The sequence below is a fragment of the Pseudomonas sp. GW456-L12 genome, assembly GCF_059424045.1.
Genome location: NZ_JBWKZA010000011.1, coordinates 157,527 through 179,658, shown reverse-complemented (window position 1 = coordinate 179,658; position 22,132 = coordinate 157,527). Strand labels below are relative to the sequence as shown.

The window sequence follows — 22,132 nt, the reverse complement described above, 5'->3', positions numbered from 1 at the left end:
GCATGAACAAGATGAGGGACGACATGACATCAGTACCCGCCGAGCCACAATCGCTGCCAGGCACCGAGCGCAGCCTGTGGGACGCGTTCGCGTGCCCGGCGGCCGGGCAATCGGCTGACAGCGCACGGGAGCAGGAAGACATTGCCCTGCCCCCTGGCCTGACGGCCAGCATCAACGACCTGATTACGGTCGCCGCGGTCCTGGGCTCCCTGCTCAGCCCGGAAGGCCGGGTGACCCTGGGCATCCATGACGGCGGCAAGCGGTCGCAGCTCGGCGTCGATTGCACGGCGTTGAACCTTGCGCAAGACGCTCGGGGCTATATCGCGCAGTTGCGCGACAGTGCCGAAGCGCCCCCTGGCGACACGCAATTGCGTGCCGATATCGAGATCAGCGATGGCAACAACCTGCCAGCGGCACAGTCGCCGGTCTGGCTACTGGTGCAAGACGGCCGCTGCCAACTGTCGGTACGCAGCGATCGCATGACCCGGGCCGTGCGCCTGGAGTTGCTTGAACTGGTGGCCTTCGCTTGCGCCCGGGTACTGGATCCCAAGGCCCTGCCGGCGTCCGCGATCCAGCCCGCCTGCCCTGCCCCGGCCGAAACCGGCCAGCGCCTGTTCCTGGTGGAGCGCATCTACCGGCATGTACAGAGCAAGCCATCGGCCGTGGCGATCGTGGATGACAACAGCGACCGCACCCTGACCTACGCCGAACTCTGGGATGCCTCCGAGGCCTTGGTCCAGCACATACGCGAACGCGTCACTTCCCGGCGCTCGAGCCCGCGCCTGGCGCTGTTCCTGGAGCGCGGCTGGCAACACCTGGCCTCGATCATCGCCGTGCAACGCATGGGCGGCACCTGCGTGCTGATCGACCCGGCGCATCCCGATGAGCGCATCCGGGCCTTTATCGAAGAGTGCAGCCCCCATGCGGTGTTGACCGCAGGCAGCACCACCGAGCGAGCGCGAGACTGGGCGAGCTGCCCGCTGCTGGATATCGACAAGGTGCAGATACGCCCTGCCCACGTCGACTGGGAACACGGCAAGTGGGTCGAAACCACCAACGAGGCCTGCTTTATCGCCGGCACTTCCGGCAGTACCGGACGGCCCAAGGCCGTATGCCTGTCCTATCGGGGAATGGCCGCAACCCTGGATGCCATTATCGATCAGGCGGGGCTGGGCGAGCATAGCCGCGGCTCATGGCTATCGTCGCCCGGCTACGGGATGGTCGAGGTCGACCCGCTGCCGGTCCTGTGCGCGGGCGGCACGGTGTGCATCCCTGCCCCGCAGGTGCTGCAGGACGTCAACCTGCTGGCGCGCTGGCTGCTCGAAGGCGACATGAACCATACGCTGGCCATGACGTCCATCGCCGAAGCGCTGTGGGCCACCGGGACCCGGACCGGCCTGCGCACCATGCTGATCGCCGGTGAGCGCTGCAAGCAATGGCCGCCGGCCGATCTCGGCTACCGGGTGATCAATGTCTATGGCTCCGCGGAGGCTGCGGTGGTGTCCATCGAGGACCTGTGCGCGCCGCGCCGCACCTTGCTGCCCTCGGTCGGACGGGCGATACCCGGCGCCCGGATGTACGTGGTCGACCGCCATGGCCAGCCGCTCGCGGCCCGTTGTGTCGGCGAGCTGATCATCACCGGCGAGACGCTGTCGGTGGGCTACGTGAACCCCGAGGACACCAAGAAGGCGTTTCGTGGCAACACCCTGGACGCCACGTCGCCATTGCAATACAGCACCGGCGATCGGGCGCGAATGGCCGCCGATGGCACCGTGGAAATCTTCGGGCGGACCGACTCGGTGGTAAAGATCCGCGGACATCGGGTCGACCTGACTGAACTGGAGATCACCGCGCTGCAGGTACCGGGCGTGGTGAAGGCGGCGGCCACCTGCTTGAGCAACGACCTGGGCGCGACCCTGGCATTGTTCCTGGAGCTGGCTCCGGACGCCGCAGAGGTGATGGCCAAGGTCCGCAAGCATTTGGCCTCGCGCCTGCACCCGGCCGCTCAGCCCGGCCAGATCGTGACCGGCACCCTGCCCCTGGGGCGCAACGGCAAGGTGGACTACAACGCGCTGCAGGTCGGCCCGATCGAGCGCGATGCGGACCAGACCGTCTTTGCCCCGGTGACCCAGGCAGACCACGCGGTACGTGATTGCTGGCTGGCCTGGACGCTGTGTGAAGAGGCGACGCTGGAGTCGAGTTTCTTCGACGCCGGCGGCGATTCCCTGCGCGCCTTGCGCATGGTCGGCGAGCTGGCCTGCAAGCACGGCATCCATGTGCAAATGGGCGCGTTCCTCGAGGAGCCGGTACTGGCGAACCTGGTGCGCCTGGCCAATGCCTCGCGCAATACCCAGTTGCCGAAATTCGAGCACTTGCCGGCGCAGCAGCAACGGCTGCCGTTCGAACTCAACGAAAGCCAACAGGCACTGTGGATCGGTCGTGGCTCGTTCTACGACTACGGCGGCGTCGGCTGCCAGGGCTACTTCGAATGGGAAGTGCAGGCCCTGGACCGCGAACGCTTCACCCGTGCCGTGGGGCTGCTGGTCGAGCGCCATCCGATGCTGCGCATGACCATCGATGCCAGCGGACGCCAGAGCATCGGCGATGTCGACGGTACCCAGGCGGTCGAGTACGTCGATCTCAGCGCCCTGGATGCGGCGCAGATCGACCGGGAGATCGACCAGGTCCGCGAACGCATGGCCAACGAAGAAATCGGCACCACGCAATGGCCACTGTTCCAGTTCCGCATCAGCCGCATCAGCGCCGGCACCAGCCGTGTGCATCTGTGCATCGACATGCTGATCGCCGATGCCTGGTCGATCTTCCAGGTGATCATCCCCGACCTGATCGATCTCTACCTGGAAGATGACCCACAGCTGCCTGTGCTCCAGACCAGCTTCCATGACTACGTCGCCTATCGGCAAAAGGTGCTCAAGAGCGCGCAGTACCAGGCCGATCGCGAATACTGGCTGGACAAGATCAACCATCTGCCGGCGGCGCCGCGCTTGCCGCAGCTGGAGCCCGGGGAGTTCAGCGGCCCGTCGCGCTTCGAGCGATACGAGGGCAGCCTCGCCGTCGCGGCCTGGGAGCGACTCCAGGCCCAGGCCCAGGCGCGCAATATCTCGCCATCCGGGGCGGTCGCGCTGGCCTTGTGCGAAGTGCTGCGCTGCTGGAGCGAAGAAGACCGCTTCACCCTGAACTTCCCGGTCTCGGACCGGATGCCCGTCAGTGCCGATATCGACCAGGTCGTCGGCGACTTTACCAATACCCTGCTGGTGCCTTACGAAACAGCGGCCGCCGATACCCTCGAGGCTCGCGGCCAGAAGTTGCAAGGCGCCATCTGGCAGGCACTGGACCATCGGCTGTTCAACGGTGTCGAGGTGCTGCGCGAGCTGGCCCGGGCCCGTCGCAGTGGCGGTGCGCCGCTGATGCCGATCGTCCTCACCAGCCTGCTCGGGCACCCGGGCCGCCATGACGCGGCGCGTCTTGGGCAAGAGGTCTACGGCGTCTCGCAAACGCCGCAAGTCACCCTGGATGTGCAGCTGCGCGAATCCGAGGGCACCTTGTACTTCAAATGGGACTACCTGTCCGGGGTCATTCGCCCTGACGTGGTGGAAGCGATGTTCGGCGCATTCCGCACTCTGCTGCAGCAACTGGCCGACGACAGCGAGGTCTGGCAACGCACCTGGCTCGACCTGCGACCTGCCGCGCAGATCGAAGTACGCCAGGCGGTAAACGCGACCCAGGCGCCAGTACCGGAGGTTCACCTGCGCGACCTGCTGCTGGCACGGATCGCCGAACGCGCCGGGGAAACCGCCGTCCTCGATCCCCGGGGCAGCTACAGCTGGGGCGAAATCGGCCGGGCCGCGGCACGGATCGGCCAGATGATCCAGCAGGCCCGCAACCCCGGCGAACGCTTTGTCGGGATCGTGCTGCCCAAGGGCAGCGGCCACTATGCGTCGGTCTACGGCTGCCTGCTGGCCGGTGTCGGCTATGTGCCGGTGGATATCGACCTGCCGCCCGAGCGCATCCGCTCGGTGCTGTCCCAGGCCGGGGTGCGCACGGTGATCGCCGGTGCCGATACCCAGTTGCCGGAGCAGGCGCAGCGGCTCGTGCTGACGGACGAGGACCTGCGTGCCTGGGCCGGGCAGCACACGGACCTGGCCCTGGCCCCCCTGTCCGCGGACTACTCGCCCTACGTGATCTTCACCTCCGGCTCCACTGGCAACCCCAAGGGGGTCGAGATTCCAGAGGCCGCGGTGGTCAACCACGTCTATGACGTCGTCGAACGCTTTGGCCTGGATACCTCCACCCGCCACCTGGCGACTGCCGCCCTGCACTTCGACATGTCGGTCTTCGATATCTTCGGCCCCCTGCTGCACGGCGGCTCGGTGGTGGTTCCTGCCCAGGCCGCGGGCCCGGACCCCGATACTTGGCTGCGACTGCAGCGGCGCCACGGCGTGACCTTCTGGGCCTGCGTGCCGGCCATCATGGACTTGCTGTGCAGTGTCGCGGAAAACGCGCGCAGCTTCTGCGCGGTGGAATCGCTGGCCAATATCGTCATGGCCGGCGACTGGATCCCTCTGCCATTGCTGCCGCGAGCCAGGGCGCTGTACCCGAAGGCACGGCTGTACTCCTGTGGAGGCCCCACCGAGACCACCAACTGGTCGGTGCTGCACGAAATCGACGAGCAAGAAGGCCAAATGGTGCGTTCGGTGATCTATGGCGCGCCGATGCGCAACTCGGCCTATCACATCGTGGCGGGCGACTGGACCGATTGCCCGGATTGGGTGCCCGGGGAAATGCTGGTGCAAAGCGATGTGTCCCTGGCCTGTGGCTACATCGGCCAGCCGGAGCTGACCGGCAAGGCCTTTGTCCAGCACCCGCGCAGCGGCCAGCGGATGTACCGCACCGGTGACCTCGGGCACTACCTGCCCAACGGCGAAATCGAGATCCTGGGACGTCTCGACAACCAGATCAAGCTCAATGGCCTGCGCATCGAGCTGGGCGAGATCGAGAGCGTGGCCGAGTCCTGCCCCGGTGTCTCGCGGGCCTGTGCCGTAGCCCTGCCCGGTCCCGACGGGCATCCCAAGCAGATCGCCCTGGTCTATGTCGGCGAGCCCGGACTGGCTCCTGCAATCACCCAGGCCCTGACCCTGCGCCTGCCTGCCTACATGGTGCCGAAAACTGTCCAGCCGTTGCCCCAATTACCCCTGTCGAAGAACGGCAAGGTGGATGTACTGGCCCTGCGTGAAACCCTGAGGAATGACATGAAAGACTCCACCAGCAAGACTCCGCAAACCATCCTGCGCACCGTTATCCGGGTTATCGCCAGCCATCTTGAGGAGCCGGTGGTACTGCCCGAGGACAACTTCTTCGACCTGGGCGGCGACTCGCTGTCGGCGATGAAGATCAAGATCGAACTCGAGTCCCAGCTGTCCATCAGCGTGCCCCTGGAGAACCTCATGCTCACCGAGACCATCAGTGAGTTCGCCAACAGCCTGGACGCGGGGAACCAGCCATGATCAAGGACAACCTGCACCGGCAATGGCTGGAGGATGTGGACGCCTACCTGGATGGACGCACCACGCCACAGGAACTGGAGGCCAAGGGGCAACTGCGGGCCCGGGAAGTCTTGCAGTATGTCCAGGAACGCTCGACGTTCTATGCCAGGCACCTGCGTTCGCAACTGGGTGGCCCCAGCGCGCTGCCGGCGCTGGACGGCATACCGTTCACCACCAAGGAAGACCTGCGCGCCGTGGGCCGCTCGGTCTGCAGCCTGCCTTTCGAGCAGATCGCGGTGTACTACGAGACGACCGGGACCACGGGGGCGCCCACCCCCTGCCCTCGGGCGGCGATCGACGTGGACACCAGCGGTGCCTATGTACAGAAGGCCGTCGCCGACCTGTACCAGTCGACATTCGGCACCACCGATGCCCTTACCGCGATCATGGGACCGTCGGAGCTGTATGCGTTCGGCGATACCTATGGCGAGGTCTGCCGCAACCTGGGCATTCCCTATGTGCGGCTGTGGCCGGAAAGCCCTCGGGTCGGCCTGGTCAAGGCCGCCCAGCTGATCAACGACCTTGGCGTGCGCTCGCTGATCTGCTCCCCCGCCGTGGCCCTAGCCCTGGCCCGGCTCTATGTCAGCCAGGGGATCGACCCGCGCAAGACCGCGGTGGGCCAGATCATGGCGCTGGGCGAACTGTGCACGCCGCAGATGCTGAGCAATATCGCCCGGGTCTGGAATGCCCACTGCACCCATGGCCTGTATGGCTCCCAGGAAGCCCATGCGGTGGCCACCGGCTGCGCCAACGGCAACCTGCACTTCTCCGAGACCAACTACCTGGCGGAGATTCTTCCGGTTCCCGGAATGGAAGGCGATATCGGCGAACTGTGCCTGACGATGCTGGTACCCGGGGCCAAGCCGCTGATCCGCTACCGCACCGGCGACCTGGCGCGACTGCACGCTGCCGAGGAATGCGGGTGCGGCAATCGTTCTCGTTGCCTGCGGGTCTTTGGCCGGGTGAGCGATGTGATGACCCTGGCCGGTCGCCAGGTACTGCCGGCGCTGATCGAGTCGGCGGTGCTGGCTGCGGCCGAGTGGGTCTCTGGCTACGAGGTCAGGATCTGCACCGCCAGCGACGGCAGCGACCATGTCGAAGTGTCGATGGTGGCGGGTATCGGCGAGCGTTCGCTGGCCCAGGTACAGGAGCAGATGGCCGGCCATTTCGGCACCTCGGTCCAGCTGCAACTGGAGCAGAGCCTGGACCCGAGGACCGAGACCGGCGCCTACATTTCCTGGAAGCACGCCCGTATCCGCGATCAACGGGAGAGCACCCTGTGAGCGCGTTACCAGCCACCGCCTGCTCGGACGATGGCGTGAACAGGGCGGCGCGCCAGCCTACCCGGCCGATCGAAAGCGTGCCGTTTCACCCCGAGAGCATCGGCACCGACTACGGGATCAAGATGATCCGTAACTCATTGGCCCTGGCCAACGTCAACCCCATGGGCTGATCGCTCTGGAAAAAAGCCTCGGGTGCCGGCCGGATGCCGGTCGACACCCATTAATCTAAGGATTGGATAAACATGACTCACACCCCCGCGAATGCAACGCTCAATGAAAAACGATGGCAGGCACTGGCTGTCATCTCGATCATCCAGCTGATACTGCTGCTGGACGCCACCGTGGTGAACGTGGCCCTGCCACGGATCAAGCACGAGCTGGGACTCACGGACGGGTCCCTGACCTGGGTAGTCAATGCCTACCTCATCACCGCCGGATCGCTGTTGCTGCTGGGCGGGCGGATCGGCGACGCCTTTGGGGTGCGGCGCACCTTCCAGGTCGGCGTAGTGATTTTTGGCGCATTTTCCTTGCTGGCGACCTTCGCCGAAGATGCCACCGTGCTGATCGTCAGCCGTGCCGGGCAAGGGGTCGGCGAAGCCCTGGCTTCGGCCACCGGGCTGGCCATGGTGTCGTTGCTGTTTCCCGCAGGCCCCGAGCGCGGCAAGGCGTTTGGCATCTGGGCGGCACTGGGCGGCCTGGGCTCGATCATCGGCGTACTGCTGTCCGGCGTACTGACTCATTATCTGTCGTGGCGCTGGGTGTTCGGGATCAACGTGCCGATCGTCATGCTGCTGAGCGTGGCGACCATGGTCATGATTCCCAAGTTCACCCACCGCACTTCCACCCCTCTGGACCTGGGCAATGCACTGATCCTGGTGGTGGCCGTCGCCGCGACCGTCATGGCCGTGATGGGCTCCGGCATCGAGCACCTGCCCGGACAACGCGTGGCGCTCCTGGTGCTGGGCTTGCTGGGTATCGCCCTGGTGCTGCGTCGTTGCAAGCGTTCGGAAAACGGCATTATTCCCGCACGCCTGATGGCTCGCTCTCCCCGCCTGGCCGGCTACGCCATCGTGGCCATCCTGGCGGCGACCTCCGGCGCCTTGTTCTACCTGGGCGTACTGCTGCTGCAAGACTACCTCGGCCTGAGCCCGATGCAGACTGGCCTGGCCTGGCTGCCCTTCTGCCTGGGTTTCTTCCCCGGCATCTTCCTTTCGCAGTTCGTCATGCAGCGCTGGAGCCCGCAGGCGGCAGCGGTCGTCGGCCTGGCAACCTCGGCGCTGGGTTTCGCCTTGTTTGCCTTCGGCGTACCCCTGCATAGCTACTGGCTGGGAATGCTCCCGGCCATGCTGGTCACCTCCATCGGCTTCGGTTGTGTCGCACCGGTCGCTCAGTCGTTGGCCACCAGTGACCTGAGCGAGGCGGATGCCGGTGCCGGCTCGGGTATCACCACCACCATCCAGCAGCTGTTCCAGGTGTTCGGGGTCACCCTGCTGGCTGCCGTGGGCCTGGCGGTCTCCGACAGCACCGCAGTGCCGACCATCACGGCCAATGGTTTCGTCAGCGCTTTCGCACTGTCGGCGCTGGCGATGATCGGGGGTGCCTTGTTGATCTGGGCCGGACGCAATGCCCTGGCTCTCGAGCCGGCCCCATCGAGCCCCCAGCCGTAGGTTATCGTCATGCATCAGAACTACCTGATCCCTCCCTTCAAGGGACCCCTGGCGACGCTTTCCAGTGTCGCGGGGCTGCGGGAAAAATGGACCGGGGCGATGCTTGACCAGACGGGGCGCGCCTATTCTGGCGCGCTGCGTCTGGACTTCAGCGAGCAGTGTTGCCACGCGCAAGTATTCGACGCCGTGGCCCAGACCCTGGCCCGGCATCCGATCCTGGCGGCCCGATTCGAGATCGAAGGAGAACAACTGGTCGGCCGGGCCCCCAGCGAACAGGCATTGCGCCAGGCGTTGCGCGAGCAACTGGGCAAGGTGCAGGCCGCCGTCACCGACCAGGACTTCCTGGCCTATCGGGCCAGGCAAGCCGCCGAGCCCGGGCTGCGCATCGCCTCGGCGGTAGACGAGGCTGGCCTGCACATCTGGATCGGCTTCTGGATCTATACCTGCGATGGCGCGTCGATTGACCTGCTGCTGGAGGATATCGCCCAGCATTACTCGGGCCTGCCCCCGGTGTCCTGCAGCGCCTGGAACGACTATTGCCGGCTGCAGCACCTGCCGCCGCCGGCAAGCGCGGCGCAACGGCTTGAGATCTACCCGGGGACGGGGCCCTACGGGCTCGACGCACTGCGCGCCAAGGGCGCTGGCGGCATGGGGCGCATGCAGAGCCTGACGTTCACCTCCAGCGTGCCGCGCAGCAGGGTTCTGGACTATGCCAGGGCCCAGCGCGTGACGCCGTTCGTGCTGCTGTTGGCCATCTACCAACGGGCAATCAGTGCCGTCAGCGGTGCCGCCACGGTGGTGACCGGCGTCCCCTTCGCCAATCGTCCGGGCGCCGCGGCCCAGAAGCTGGTGGGGCCGTTGTCCAACACCATCCCGGTCAGTACCCGGCATGAGCCCGGCGAGCCATTGGCCGCGGTGATCAAGCGCGTGCAGCGGGCGGTGATCAATGCCGCGGCTCGCCAGGACATGGAGCCGGCAGCCTTGTATCCCGAGGGCATGTCTACCCGCACCGCCGGCTTCGAACTGCCGTTTCCCCAGCTGTTCAACGCCTGGAACTCACGCAGCGCAGGCAGCCGCATCGCCCTGGGCGACAACCAGTGGATGAGCCTGCGGTTATTGCCCAACGATACCTGCCGTGTGGCTTTCGAAATCACCCTGGATGAGCACACCGAGCATATTTCGGGGCGGATCGACATGGACGCCGCAGCCTATGGCGACCATGCAGGACAGGTCATCGAACAGATGATCAGCGATCTGCAAGGCATTCCCGGCGACTGATCCGCAAAGCGTGTAGACACCACCGCCAAGAGCGCAGTTCGCACAGTCCTGCGCTCTTGGTGGATGGCCTGGCTGCAACGAGCCGGGCATCGCTCCTGCCGATAACGCGTGGGGGTGTTCAATCCTCACTGACCGGCTTGAGTTTCAACGAGACAACATGAAGGTTTCGTACTCCAGGTCATCCAGCGCCGTCGATAACCGCGCCAGCCCCAGCAGTACACAGAGCAGCAGCGAGAAGGTGAAGCCATAGCCGAAGAAACTCGGCCCCAGGTACAGGCTCAGCAGGGTCAAGGCGCCGTTGAGTGCCACGAACAAGAGGCACAGTTCCAGCACGATCATCCGTTTGTCGAGGTAGAAAAACACGTTAAGGATCGCCATGAACACCACCTGGATGCTCACCCCGATCAGGTCGATATAGAACAGCGGCAGGTAGTAGCTGGACATCCCCAGCCACTCCAGTATGCGCGGGCCAAAGAGAAACAGCAGAACCACCGTCAGCCCCTGGACCTTGCAGATTTCCAGCAGGCCCTGGCGGATCGAGAAGGTCATCTCGGCTTTCAACGAACCGATATGCTGCAGGGTCTCGCCGTCGCGCACCGCCCGGAACAGGCGCTCGTACCATTCGGCGAAGTCGGTTTCGATCCTTACCAGGAACACCGCCATGCCAGGAATGATCGCCAGGTAGGCGAGGAAGATCGGCAAGTCATAAAGAATCGAGGCGCGCATCGGCCCGATCACCTGGCTCGAGGTCTGCGGGTTGAACCAGAAGATGAACTTGTCGATCCAGATTCCCAGGTTGTAGCAAAGCCCGGTCAACAGCAGGCTGACAAACACCTGGCGCCGGTCCAGAAAGTCGAAGGCCACCAGTTTCTCGGCCCGGTATTCGCGCAGGATGTCGTAGAGAAACAGGAACAATAGGCTGCTGTGCCCCAGCAGCAACGCCAGCAGCAGCCCTTCCATGCCCAGGTGCCTGAGGAAGAATGCGCTGCCGATCATCAGCCCATAGCCCACCAGCATCACCAGCAGGATGCGGTTATAAGCCTTCATCCCCGAGAGGAATATGATCACCAGCCACAGGTTGCAGAGCACCACGAAGTTGGCCAGGGTCAGCAGGCGGTAGATCAGCCCCTGGTCGAACAAGGTGATCAACAGGAGGATGCCCAGTACCCCGGCCCCCAGGGTCACCAGCAGCAGCATGCCCACCAGGTTCGGCAGGATTTGCTCGTACTTGCGCTCGAACAGGCGGTCGGAGACAAAACGGGTGAAGAAGAGTTGCAAGCCGCCGGTGAGGATCAGCGACGTGGCCATCAGGTAGGTCACGGTGATCAGGAACTGGCGGATCACTACCTCCGGAACCACCAGCCCAAGGCTGATGACCCCCACCAGCATCACGCTGAGAATCGACAGGACCCAGGGCCCGGAGCTGATCAGGCCGGCATAGACATAGGCATGCAGCGTCGCCGTGTAGGAGTCGCGCGAGAGAATCTTGCGCAGTTCGAAACCGATACCGGCCATTTACACGGCCTCCTTTTGCAGGGTGCCCATGGCGCTGTGATAAAGCCTGCGATAGCGCTCGATCATCAAGGTTTCGCTGTAGTAGCGGTGAACCCGCGACAAGCCGGCGGCCTGGGCGGACTTCCAGCGCTCGGGGCTGCGCAGCAGGTCGATGATTGCCTGGGACGTGGCCTGGGGATCGGCGATCGCCACCACCTCCCCGGCCAGCCCGAGATCGCGGTCGGACGCTTCGCCGCCCTCGATCAGCTCACGGCAGGAGCCCACATCGCTGCTCACCACTGGAGTACCGGCGGCCCAGGCTTCGAGAATCACCAGGGGCTGGGCCTCGCTGATGGACGTCAGCACCATCAGGCCCAGTTGCGGCAGGATGTCCTGGATCTTCTGGAACCCGAGGAACAGCACCTTTTGCTCCAGCCCGAGGCTGGCCACCAGGCTGCGACACTCGGCGACGTACTCGGGATCTTCCTCTTGCGGCCCGACGATCCAGCCTTCGACCTGCGGCATCACACTGACCACTCCCCGCATGGCCCGCAGGAAGGTCTTCACGTCCTTGATCGGCACCACCCGGCCGATCAGTCCGACCACGGGGGCGATGCCTTCGGCCCGGGACTCAAGGGCCTGGGTCCAGAGCTGCAGGTCGATGCCATTGGGAATCACTTGGGTGCGCTCGGCCGGTGCGCCGTCCTTGATCTGTCGCTGGCGGTTGCCGTCGTACAAGGCAATGATCTGGTCGGCGCTGTCGTAGACCAGATGACCGATGCGCTCGAAGAAGCGCACCCAGAGCATACGGATGTAGCCGGAGCCGGTGTCCATGCTGTCGTTGAGCGCCTGGTTGCTGGTTTCAGCGATCCAGCTGGCCTGGGCCAGGTCGATCTTGCGCTCCTTGGTGTAGATCCCGTGCTCGCTGAGCAGCAACTGGCACCCCCACAGTTGCTTGAGGATGCAGCCCGCCAGCCCGGCATAACCGGTTGAAATCGAGTGCAGGACCCGCGCCCGCGGCATGCGTCGGGCGGCATCTGCGAGCATCAGCAACGGCGACTGCATGGTGCGCAGGGTCCAGAAATAATTGACGAAGGAAGGATCGGCGCAATGCTGCTCGTACCCTTCGGTCAGCGCCTCCCAGCTGGGGCGACTGTAGAGCACGTCATCCAGGGTGATCCGCGCCTGGGCCAGGGAATCGAGCACGCCAATGCCCAGCTCGGCGGCCGGTTTTTCCGGGTTGTGCAGGTAACGGTAAAGGTTGCTCAATTCTTCCAGGGACGCGGTGTGGGCGACTCGCCTGTGCTTCGGATTGCGCCAGGCTTCCTCCAGATACACCTCTTCGATGTGCACGACGTTGGCTGGAATCTCATAGCGGCGCTGACCGTAGGCTTCGCGCTGGCCACCGATGAACAACACCGAAAAGGTCAGTTGCGGCAGCCCGAGGATCATCTGGTGAATCCAGCTGGACACACCGCCGCGCACATAAGGCCAGGTGCCCTCGAGCAACAGGCAGACATCGGCGATGGGCGTTGGGTTGACGGTCTTCTTCATGTCCAGGTCCTTATCAGCCCGGCAAAGGGCGGACGTTGTTGCATCTGCGGCGGCAAGCTGCTCAACAGCGCGGGAATCTCCGCATAGTTCCCGCTTTCAAAGGCGATTTCGGCACGGAACGGCAAGACCTTGGCCGGGTCCATGCCCGCTTCCTGGGCCTGGTGCATATGCAGCCGCGCCTTGTCGATATCGCCGCGCTCAAGGGCGATACGCCCGGCCAGCAACAGCAACTCGCCGCCCTCTCCCGCCTCCAGCGCCAGCCTGGCATGTTCGCCGGCTTGCTCCAGCACGTGCAGCTGGACGCTGCCCTGGGCCAGGCCCAGGTAGGCCAGTTCCCAGTACCAGCGCGCCAGGGTGGCATGCAGGGCGCCGGCCTTCCTGGGCGCGGCACCGGGCAACTGTTCGAGGGAAGACTGGATCCGCTGGTTGATATCGGTTTCCTGCTTGTCGAGCATCGAATACGCCAGGAGACGGACATCGTCGCTCGGATCGCCCAGGGCCAGCTTCAGAATCGGCACCGCTTCCTTGCCCGGCATCCTGCGGGTGGCGAGCAACGCCGCCAGGCGCTGGTCGGGGTCCGGCGCGTGGCGCAACACATCCTGCAAGCCACTGTCACCGAAGGTCGGCGAATGCAAATGGGACTGCGCGCGAAACGGCAGGCCGGGAATGCCGACGGCCTGCCACATCTGCGTATCGCGCTTGCGGGGCAGATACAGCGCCGGAAAGATCGCCGCAATCACCCCCACCGAGCCCAGCAACGGGACAAAGAACGCCAGGCTGAAAATGAACAGCGGACTCCACGGCAACGGCGTGCGATAGCGCGCCGGCAGCAGCCGCCAGACCGCCGCCGTCAGCAGGCCGCAGGCGATCCCGTGGGTCATTGCATACAGCAGCGCGATCTGCGGGTCGGGCAACTGCGCCGTCAGGCTGGCCCAGCTCCCCGCCTCGAAAAACAACGCTGCGCTAAACAGCCACTTGCTGATCATTCAGGCCACACTCGTTGTACAGGAAGTTACGCAGCCCATCCCGTTGCCGGGCCGACTCCAGGTCGTAAGGCAGCACGGTGACCCCCAGGCTGGCCAGTTCCACGCTCATGCCGAAATGCTCGTGAATCAGCTTGCCCAGGCGCGCCAGATAGCCTTGGGCGCCCTCGGCACTGGTCAGTGGCAACAGCACCAGCAACAGAGCGTGCCCGCGGTTGTTGGCAAGGCCCAGATGCAGGTCCAGTCCGCGCTGGCTGCGTTCGAAAAGCCGCGTCAGTTCATCGTTGGCCTGGGTCGATTCAAATGCATAGAGGCAACCGGACAGGCCGTGCTGCTCGACATCCACCAGCGAACGCTTGAGCTGGCGTGTGAAGTGTTGGGCATCGTCGCTTTCCAGTTGCAGCACCTGCAAGTCAGAGTGCAGCAGGTCGGCGATATGCCCGGCCAGCAGCGCCAGCAGGCTGAGGGTGCGCTCCTGGAAGGCGAAGAACGGCATCTGCCGTACCGCGAGGATCGCCAGCACCTGTCCCTGGGTGTCCACCAAGGGAATACAGGCCTGCAGGGACGACACCGAAGCCTGCCCGCCGCTATCGAGCAGCTCTTCACGCACACTCACCAGTTCCTCGCGCTCCAGGCACAAGCGCACCAGCAGGTCGTTGTGGTCCAGCGGCCCCATGGTCCCGGTGGCGGCCAGCAGGGTCAGGTTCGGCGACGCATGGCCGGCCTGCTCCACGCGATACAGCGCGGCTACCCGCAACGAGCCGTACTGGCCAAGCAGGCTCAGCACGGGCTCGGCCAGCAGGCTCAGCGGGTCATCGCCATTGGGCAGCACGCGCAGGCGATCGCGCAGGCCCAGCAACGAACTGCGCAGGCTCTGGTCGCTGCCGGCCAGGCGCTGCTCCAGGCGATCGTGGGACACCCGCAGAATCTGGTGCGCCCGGGTGAAATCGTCGAGCCGGTACTGGCGATACTCGTTGGCCATCTGCAAGCGCAGCAATCGCCGTTCCCACAGGTCTCGCACCTCGCCCACGAGCATGCCGCAGACCAGCACGCCGACAATGTAGGAGGGAGCGATCTGCGCGTAACCGGGCAGCCCCGACTGGCGCAGGATGAAGAACGCCGCCACCAGCAGGCTGGCGCTGATCAGGCCGCGGACAAACCCGTAGCGCACACCCAGCAACAGCGGCGCCAGCACCGACCAGGGAAACTCACCCTGCACCTGCAGCGGGTCTTGTGGCGCAAGCCACAGACCCACACCGATGACCAGGGCCGTCACCAGGAAAGTTTCCAGCCATGACGCCGGACCGCTGGCGCGGGGCGCCAGCGCGTAGTCCATGTGTGGAGATCTCATGACAGTCACTCGATCCTGAGGCCACCGACAAGCTTGTCGAGCACCTTCTGCGCCGCACCGGCCAGGCTTTCGCGGGACCAGCCGGCACGGGCGCCGCTATTGCTCCAGAGCACCTTGCCGGTGCCCGCCTCGACCACCCGCAGGCTGATGCCCACCGCCGGCTCGCCATCCAGGCCATTCTTGTACTGCCACTCTTCAATGCTGCCGGACACCACATAGTCGAGATTCTGCTCGCGAGCCCAATCCATGGCACCGGCCAAGCGCTCGTTATCATCGAGCAGGGCTTGTTCGCCCTGCCCCGCCGCGCCGTTGTAGACCTGGGGTTGCAGGCCCCGGCTGCTCAGTACGCTAAGCAGAATCTGCTCACTGCGCTCGCCGGCCTGGGGCGTCTGGGAATAGTTGACCAGCGGCAACACGCCCCAGCGGGCGGATTTCGACAGCTCGGGGCTGTCCTGACCGGTAAAACTGCTGCAGCCGGCCATCAGCAAGGCGACCATCGCCAGACTCACGCAACGAATGGATTGCATAAGGTTCACTCCTCTTTGAATTCCATGATCAGCGTCCAAAACGGACGCTGTAGCTGACACCTGCCGTGCCCCCGGACTTGCCCGTTCCGCCTTGTGGGGCCGACTGGTAGCCGAAGGTCACCGCCAATTCGTCATCCCCTATCACCTCGGTGCCGACACCGGTACTGACGGCGTAGTTGATGGTGTTGTCGGTCCACTGCCAGCCTGAGCTGACGTCTACCAGCCAGGTGTACTGCCCACGCGTGCGGTTCAGTGCCCCCGGGAAGCCACGCCGCCACGAACTGCCGAAGAACAGCTGGCCGTAGCGCTTTTGCAGCAGGGTCTGGCTGGTGATCTGGTTCGGATCCTCGAGGCCGGCCCCCGCCAGGTCGATGCCCCCGCCCAGGGTATTGGCCAGGTTGGGCAGCGAACGGTGGTCCAGGCTGTTTTGCTGGTAGTCGATGCCGCTGCGCAATGCCCAGTTCGGCCCTTCGAACTGCAAGGTGTGGTCGAACTCGATCTTCAACGCCTGGCCACTGCCCAGGTCATCGCCGCTGCGGGTCGAGAACCAGCGCTGGGCCAGGCTCCAGGACAACTGGTCACGGGCCGAATAGCGATGCCGCCCGCCGACCCAGACATCGTCCTGCTGGCCGAAGGCACGCATCAGCCCGCTGTCCTCGTTCTTACGGTGCCAGTCGGCGCCGACGTCCAGTTCGTTGCCGCTGTCCACCTGCCAGGTGCGGCTGGCGCCCAGGCCGTTGCGGTCATCGTCCTTGCGCAGGCTGCTGTCGAAGATCAGCGTGTAGTTGCCGTCCTCCAACTGCCGCTGCAAGGTCAATCCGGTATTGGTCTCGTTGCCCAGGCGTGATTCATCGAGGGTGTCGCCGCTGTATCGGCCCTGCTCCACCACGAGCTTGGCGTACCAGTCGTCATTCAGGTAACGCGCAGCGCTCAGGCGCGGGCCGTTGAACACCAGCCCGCCGTAATCCTGGCGTTCCCAGGCGATTTGTACGCCCTGGGGCGTGCGCTCGGTCATCTCGATGGCCTGGCGCCGCAATTGCTCACGGATCGCGGGAGGCTGGTCCTCGCCTAGCGCCGACAGGTCGACGGCCAGCGCTTCGCCGCCACGACCCAGGCTGTTCAGGGCCTCGACCCGCTGCGCCGGGTCCAGGCCATCGCTGGCCACCAGGCGTTCCAGGGCTTGGCGATTGTTGCCGTGCAGGGCTTGCTGGATCTGTTCGTAGCGACTGACCTTAAGGCCACGGGCGCGGGCCCAGGCCAGCCAGTCATCCTTCTGCGCCGACTGATTGATGTCATCCAGGCGCACCAGCATTTGCTCGAACCACAACTGCAGCATCGGCCTGGAGCCGTCCAGCCATTGCATCTCCTTGTTCTGCGCCTTGCGCGACGAGTAGCTGCTGGCCACCAGACGCAGCCAGGTCGCATAGCCCTGGGGCGTGGCGCGGATCTGCTCGGGCGTCACCTGACGATTGAGCTTGAGCCGCAGACGCTGGGCCGAGTCGGCATAACCGGCGCCTTCCAGCGCATCGGCGTAGGCCGCCTGGACCATCCAGTCCCGGGGATTGGCTTGCAGGTACAGGCGGTACCAGGCCAGGGCCTCGGTATTGCGCCCCAGCAACTGGCTGGCGGCGGCAAACGGCAGCCAAAGCGTGCTGTCACCGCGCGCCAGGGAACGCCATTGCTGCAGCAGCGGCTTGATCTCGCCCGTGCGCCCCAGGTCGACATACAGCCACATCAGGCGTTCGCGGAAGGTGTTGTCCTCCGGGAAGCGGCTCAAGCCCAGGCGATACAGGCGCTGGGCCTCGTCGTGATGACCCTGGTGGACCAGCAGCGCCCCGCGCGCTGCCAGGACCTGGGAATAGTCGGCGGCTTCCGGGTACTGGTCGGCCTCCTTGAGCAGATCGATCACCAATGGCCAGTCCTGAAGCTCCTGGGCCAGTTGCAGGGCCGCGACCAGGCGCCGCGGATGGTGCCCCTGGCGCCAGCTGTCGACGGTCAACTGCAAGGCCTTGCGCGGATCGCGGGTGCGATAGAGGGCGATCAGCTCACTCTCGTCGCCGGTATTGAGCGAGCCCTTGATGGCCAGCATCTTCTCCAGTGCGAGCTGCAGTTCATCGTCCGACTCCAGGTCCCAGGCCAGCGCGGCACGGGACTGCCAGTAGTCGAGGTCGTTGATTTTGTTGCCGTCGACCGCGGTGATCACCTTCCAGGCCGACTGGCTGTCAAACAGCTTGAGGTGGTTGTTGGCCCAGTCCACCCGCTCGGCGCTGGTCAACGGATAACGGCTGGCGAAATTCTTCCAGACCGCCAGCCGCTGTGGGTACTGCTCGGTGTTTTCCAGGTTCTGCAACAGGCGGACCCAGGCCAGGCGGTGCTTCGGGTATTTGGCGACATAGCGGCGCAACCACTTTTCCGCCTGCTCGGGCGTGCCCCGGGATTCTTCGGCGTACACCAGGGCATCGAGTTCGACATTGCTCAGGGCGCGGCTGTCCATGATCCCCGCCAGCAGCGGAATGCCCCGGTCGAAGTCGTAGCTCTGCATCGCCAGGCGCCAGGTGTGCTCGAACTCGGCCGGGTTGTCACGCAGCTTGCTCAGGCTGATCCAGTAGCCCAGCGCCGAGGCCGAGTCGCCCCGCCATTCGGCGAGATGGGCCATCTGCTCCAGCAGCAACGGATCCTCCGGATGTTGCTCCAGCAGTTGCGAGCCCGCCGCATGAGCGCCCTTGAGGTCACCGAAGGCCAGTCGCTGCCTGAACTCCTTGGCCAGGATTTCCGGGTTGTCGGGCTGCGACTTGCGCCATGCGATGAAAAATGACTCGGCCAGGTCCGGACGCTTGTGCGCTACCGCCACATCGACGCCCCGGTCAAGCAGCGCAGCATCGAATTGCGCATCCGGTTGCGCGGCCAGTTCCCGGGCCAACAGCTCGGCCGCCTGAGCGCCGCGATCCGCCGCCACCAGGGTGTTGAAGGCTTGCTGCAGGAACTGGCGACGCGCTTCAGGCGCCTGGCTGGCATCGAGCAACTGCACATAAAGGTCGGCTGCGCGTCCGGGTTGCTCGCTGGCCTGGTACCACTTCGCCGCCTCGGGCAGCCAATGCTCACGCTGCCCTGGATCGCGACGCGCCAGTTCGGCATAGGCGTCCGCGGCCAGCCCCGGGGCCTGGACACTCAAGGCCAGCGTGGCCAGGCGCTCAAGCTGGGGGGATGGCAGTGTCTTGTAGTCAAAGGCCTTGAAACGTTCGGCCAGGGCCTGCAACGCTGCACTGTCGGTGCTGTTGGTCAGCGCCAGGGCATCCAGTTGCAGGCGGTAGTAGGACTTCAGCGCTGGATCGGCCTGTGGCCATTCGGCCAGGTGTTTTTCCGCCCTCGGGTAATCGCCCAGCTGAATCAGCAGGTCGAGCAGTTGGGTGCGCAATTCGTTGTTTTCCGGGTGGGCCGCCAGCAGCACCTCGGCATAGCTGGCGGACACTTCGTCCGGGGGGCCGAGCGTGGGACGGAAGGTATCTTCGTTGCGATAGGTCGCCCACAGCAGCACGCCGACGACCATCGCCACCAGCAGCAATGCCCAGGGGTTGAGCAGCCGTGCGCGTGGCGCCTTAGTTGCAGAAGAGTTGGGCATCACTCACCTGCTTCATGGGAAGTTGGAAATGCCACAGGCCCTGCTCGGACTTGCCGGCATAACGTTGGCCCCGGACCTCGACCCGACAGGCGCTGGCCGAACGCACCGAGAACTCCAGGTTGAATTGGCCGGCAAAAGAGAAGCTCACCTGTCGGTCACTCACATAACGCCAGTCACGCAAGGGAATATTCGCCAGCTCCAATGCCGGACGCGGGTCACGCTCGGGCCGCAGGGCCAGCAGCGCATGGTCGCCGCTCAAGGCCACATAACGGCCCTGGGGCAGATCACGGACACCGGCCACGCTCCGCGAACGACCCAGATCCGGCCAGCCCAGCTCCGGGTCCAGGCGCAGGGTACGCAAGCCGTCCATGCCGCGGACCTGCCAGTCGCCATTGGCGGTGCGGGCCAGGCTGGCCTGGTACAGGCCATGGACCCGATCGAGGTAGTCGCTCATCCACAACGACAAGGGCTGCTGGCCGCGCATGAACCGGTAGATATCGGCCATGGCCTTGATCGACGCCTGCTTGGTGCCCGAATAGAAGTGGTAGTACAGGTGAATGCCGCGCAGGCGCCGTGGGCTGTCGGTCAGCTCGAACGTATCGATGACGTCGCGAAAGCCGTAATACGGGCCTTTCCAGAGGTTGGTGTACATGTTCTCGTTGATCACCGGGGCGTAGTACTGCAAGCCGCCTTCGGTGGGACGCAACAAGGGGTACAGGCCGGTCAGCGACGAATTGGCTTTGGTCAGGATGGTCTGCCCGCCGTTGACGTTTTTCAGCCCGGCGTCGTAGGCCAGCTTGATGGTCTCGGCGCTGGGCAGCGCATCCCCCGGCCAGAAGAGCAACTTCACCGGCTTCTGCGCAGTGGTCAGGCGGCTGTTGATGTAGTCCCGCGAACCGACGATCTCGCGCTTGAAGTCCAGGGTCTTGTAGCCCTGGATGTTCAGGCGCAATCCGTATTCGGCGTGGAAGTCTTCGTCCTGCCTGGCCTTTTCCGGCTGCAGGTAGAACGGGTGGCTGTAGGTGTGGCTGGCAACCTCGACTTTGGGATCGGCAAAGATCTCCTGGGCGAGGGGCTCCAGCTCCCTGGCGAGGAACGGCGACATGCCCTTGGGCCCGACCTCCCCTTCGATGATCGAAACCGAGGTCAGGTACGGGTTGGGACGAATGTAGTCATCCAGCACCTGGCGCCCGGAATAAGGGGTGCCGCGCACTTCGGCATGGGATGGGAAGCCATCCCCGTCGATATGCACCGTGGCGATCCGCCGGCCGTTCTCGGTGGTGGTGTCCGGGCGCGGTTGCGCCGGCAGGCGCAGGGCTTTCTGGATAAAGGCAAAGGGGTCGAGAATCCAGCGGCTGCGCTCGACATTGGTCTCTACCACATAAGGCGCCAGGGCCATGCCCCCCCAGGTGCCGATGGCCACGGGGGCGTACTTGCCGCCCTGCTCATCCCCCAGCAACAGGGCCGGTTGCGGCCCGTCGGGCAGCAGCGTCATACGGGTCAGCTCTCGGGTGCGCGCCACTACCGGCGCCTCGAAGCCACCGATCAGGGCCTTGTCCTGGCTCAGCACTCGCAGTGCGCCGCGAGCCCCCGGCGCCGCGAGGTTCAGCCCCAGGCGCTTGAGCAATGCGCGATCCTCGATCGGCAGGCCGGCCATGATGGCCAGCGGCACCCGTTCGTCCAGGCGTTGGCCAATCCAGCCATTAAAGGCACGGCTGTCCTGGGGTGGGCCGCTGGTCATCCACACCACCACCCCGGCGTACAGGCCGGCGAAGCTGTGGGACGGCAAACTGGCATCGGCCGGCAGATAGTCCACCCGATAGCCCAGGTATTCCAGCAGACCGCCAAGCATCCGGTGCCCGGCGTGATCGTAGAGTTCGCCTTCGCGCGGGTCGTAGAGCATGGCAATGCGCCGCGGCTGTACTTCCACGGTGCTCATGCCGATGGCGTTGAGGTCCGGGGTGGTGACCACCGGGATAAAGCCTTCCTGGCTCAATTGGCGAACCAGCTTGCGCGCTTCTTCGCGACGGTCGGGCGGCAAGTAGTCGATGGCCACCAACGGCATGTTTTTCGCGCGAAGTGGCTTGAGCTCACCTTCAAGCCAGTTGCGGTCGGACTCGGAAACCGGGCGATAACGCTTGGCTGAGGCATCCCAGCCGGCATGGATCGATTCGACGGCCACGGCCGAGGCAACGCCATCGAGCTCGCCCAGCACTTCGAAGCCCCGGTTGAAGAACAGCTTGAGGTTCGGCTGGCGGCTGTGCAGTTCCCGCAGAAACGCCGCCAGGGCTTTGCGTTGCGGTTCGCGATGAGCCTCGGGGAGCAATTGAAAGCTGTCGAGCGTATCGAGGAACAGACCGGCATAACCCTGCCCTTGCAACGCCTTGGCACGCTTGAACAGATGTTCGCGCCAGGCCGGCGTCGAAATATCCATGACCTGGCTATTCCAGGCCTTGTTACGCGTAGCGCTTGCGCTGCGGGTCAGCGACGCTTTGTCCAGGGCGACGCGGTCGCCATCGAACTCACCCACCGACAGGTAGGCGAACGGCTGGCTGCCAAGTTCGCGCAAGGTGGCAACATTGGCGGTGCTCATATGGCCCGGCTCGACCACAACCCATTCGAACTGCGCCAACTCTTGAAGCGGTGGCCGATCGGCGTACCAGAACCCGACACTGGCGGGCGCCGCCGGCGAGGCTTGCACCACCGAGTGGGTCGCACACAACGCCAGCGCGGTAAACAGCCGCCGTACCCCTTTGCAAACACGCCCCCTGCGAAACTCGATGTCCATAAATCACTCTTGAGTAAATCAATC

12 protein-coding genes are annotated in these 22,132 nt (G+C 64.9%); 5 read left to right on the top strand and 7 right to left on the bottom strand.

Annotated elements, in window-relative coordinates; genetic code table 11:
- Nucleotides 1-23: 23 nt before the first annotated feature.
- From AC07Y9_RS16560 to AC07Y9_RS16540, 5 genes are all read left to right on the top strand, one after another.
- Entirely contained in the window at nt 24-5,525 is a 5,502-nt protein-coding gene (locus AC07Y9_RS16560; RefSeq protein ID WP_256580936.1) for a non-ribosomal peptide synthetase, read from the top strand.
- A complete protein-coding gene (locus tag AC07Y9_RS16555; protein WP_102679716.1) occupies nt 5,522-6,847 on the top strand; it encodes a phenylacetate--CoA ligase family protein in 1,326 nt (441 codons plus the stop codon). The genes AC07Y9_RS16560 and AC07Y9_RS16555 overlap by 4 nt, the downstream gene beginning before the upstream one ends.
- On the top strand, nt 6,844-7,017 hold the full coding sequence (locus tag AC07Y9_RS16550) for a glutamine amidotransferase-related protein (RefSeq protein WP_207240236.1): 174 nt from the start codon (nt 6,844-6,846) through the stop codon (nt 7,015-7,017). The genes AC07Y9_RS16555 and AC07Y9_RS16550 overlap by 4 nt, the downstream gene beginning before the upstream one ends.
- Before the next feature lie 72 nt (nt 7,018-7,089).
- Complete coding sequence (locus tag AC07Y9_RS16545) at nt 7,090-8,514, top strand: MFS transporter (protein WP_007925555.1); 1,425 nt, start codon at nt 7,090-7,092, stop codon at nt 8,512-8,514.
- 9 nt (nt 8,515-8,523) lie between these two features.
- Complete coding sequence (locus AC07Y9_RS16540; protein WP_102679717.1) at nt 8,524-9,792, top strand: condensation domain-containing protein; 1,269 nt, start codon at nt 8,524-8,526, stop codon at nt 9,790-9,792.
- A 144-nt stretch (nt 9,793-9,936) separates the two neighbouring features.
- On the opposite strand, the gene pelG is transcribed toward AC07Y9_RS16540, so the two are convergent.
- The 7 genes from pelG to AC07Y9_RS16505 are packed head-to-tail and all read right to left on the bottom strand — an operon-like array spanning nt 9,937 to nt 22,108.
- Nucleotides 9,937-11,307: an exopolysaccharide Pel transporter PelG gene (pelG, locus tag AC07Y9_RS16535; RefSeq protein WP_102679718.1), complete on the bottom strand. Its 1,371-nt coding sequence runs from the start codon at nt 11,305-11,307 to the stop codon at nt 9,937-9,939.
- Nucleotides 11,308-12,840, bottom strand: coding sequence for a GT4 family glycosyltransferase PelF (pelF, locus tag AC07Y9_RS16530; RefSeq protein WP_102679719.1), 1,533 nt, complete (start codon nt 12,838-12,840; stop codon nt 11,308-11,310).
- The gene (locus tag AC07Y9_RS16525) at nt 12,837-13,826 is read right to left on the bottom strand and encodes a HEAT repeat domain-containing protein (RefSeq protein ID WP_102679720.1); all 990 of its coding nucleotides are present in this window, start codon (nt 13,824-13,826) and stop codon (nt 12,837-12,839) included. The genes pelF and AC07Y9_RS16525 overlap by 4 nt, the downstream gene beginning before the upstream one ends.
- Nucleotides 13,804-15,174 carry a PelD GGDEF domain-containing protein gene (locus tag AC07Y9_RS16520; RefSeq protein WP_102679721.1) on the bottom strand — a complete coding sequence of 457 codons (1,371 nt, stop codon included), beginning with the start codon at nt 15,172-15,174 and terminating at the stop codon, nt 13,804-13,806. Before AC07Y9_RS16520 ends, AC07Y9_RS16525 begins: the two co-directional genes overlap by 23 nt.
- Nucleotides 15,175-15,179: 5 nt before the next feature.
- On the bottom strand, nt 15,180-15,701 hold the full coding sequence (locus AC07Y9_RS16515) for a hypothetical protein (protein ID WP_007925542.1): 522 nt from the start codon (nt 15,699-15,701) through the stop codon (nt 15,180-15,182).
- A 28-nt stretch (nt 15,702-15,729) separates the two neighbouring features.
- Complete coding sequence (locus AC07Y9_RS16510; RefSeq protein ID WP_102679722.1) at nt 15,730-19,320, bottom strand: tetratricopeptide repeat protein; 3,591 nt, start codon at nt 19,318-19,320, stop codon at nt 15,730-15,732.
- Nucleotides 19,298-22,108 (bottom strand): bifunctional glycoside hydrolase/polysaccharide deacetylase family protein, encoded by a 2,811-nt coding sequence (locus AC07Y9_RS16505; RefSeq protein ID WP_102679723.1) that lies wholly within the window; start codon nt 22,106-22,108, stop codon nt 19,298-19,300. The genes AC07Y9_RS16510 and AC07Y9_RS16505 overlap by 23 nt, the downstream gene beginning before the upstream one ends.
- Between the last annotated feature and the right edge of the window lie 24 nt (nt 22,109-22,132).

What these genes read in the sequence shown, in the direction of transcription:
- AC07Y9_RS16515 (WP_007925542.1), bottom strand. Translation starts at nt 15,701, where the DNA reads ATGCAATCCATTCGTTGCGTGAGTCTGGCGATGGTCGCCTTGCTGATG.
- AC07Y9_RS16510 (WP_102679722.1), bottom strand. Translation starts at nt 19,320, where the DNA reads ATGCCCAACTCTTCTGCAACTAAGGCGCCACGCGCACGGCTGCTCAAC.
- AC07Y9_RS16525 (WP_102679720.1), bottom strand. Translation starts at nt 13,826, where the DNA reads ATGATCAGCAAGTGGCTGTTTAGCGCAGCGTTGTTTTTCGAGGCGGGG.
- AC07Y9_RS16520 (WP_102679721.1), bottom strand. Translation starts at nt 15,174, where the DNA reads ATGAGATCTCCACACATGGACTACGCGCTGGCGCCCCGCGCCAGCGGT.
- AC07Y9_RS16505 (WP_102679723.1), bottom strand. Translation starts at nt 22,108, where the DNA reads ATGGACATCGAGTTTCGCAGGGGGCGTGTTTGCAAAGGGGTACGGCGG.
- AC07Y9_RS16560 (WP_256580936.1), top strand. Translation starts at nt 24, where the DNA reads ATGACATCAGTACCCGCCGAGCCACAATCGCTGCCAGGCACCGAGCGC.
- AC07Y9_RS16555 (WP_102679716.1), top strand. Translation starts at nt 5,522, where the DNA reads ATGATCAAGGACAACCTGCACCGGCAATGGCTGGAGGATGTGGACGCC.
- AC07Y9_RS16540 (WP_102679717.1), top strand. Translation starts at nt 8,524, where the DNA reads ATGCATCAGAACTACCTGATCCCTCCCTTCAAGGGACCCCTGGCGACG.
- pelG (WP_102679718.1), bottom strand. Translation starts at nt 11,307, where the DNA reads ATGGCCGGTATCGGTTTCGAACTGCGCAAGATTCTCTCGCGCGACTCC.
- AC07Y9_RS16545 (WP_007925555.1), top strand. Translation starts at nt 7,090, where the DNA reads ATGACTCACACCCCCGCGAATGCAACGCTCAATGAAAAACGATGGCAG.
- pelF (WP_102679719.1), bottom strand. Translation starts at nt 12,840, where the DNA reads ATGAAGAAGACCGTCAACCCAACGCCCATCGCCGATGTCTGCCTGTTG.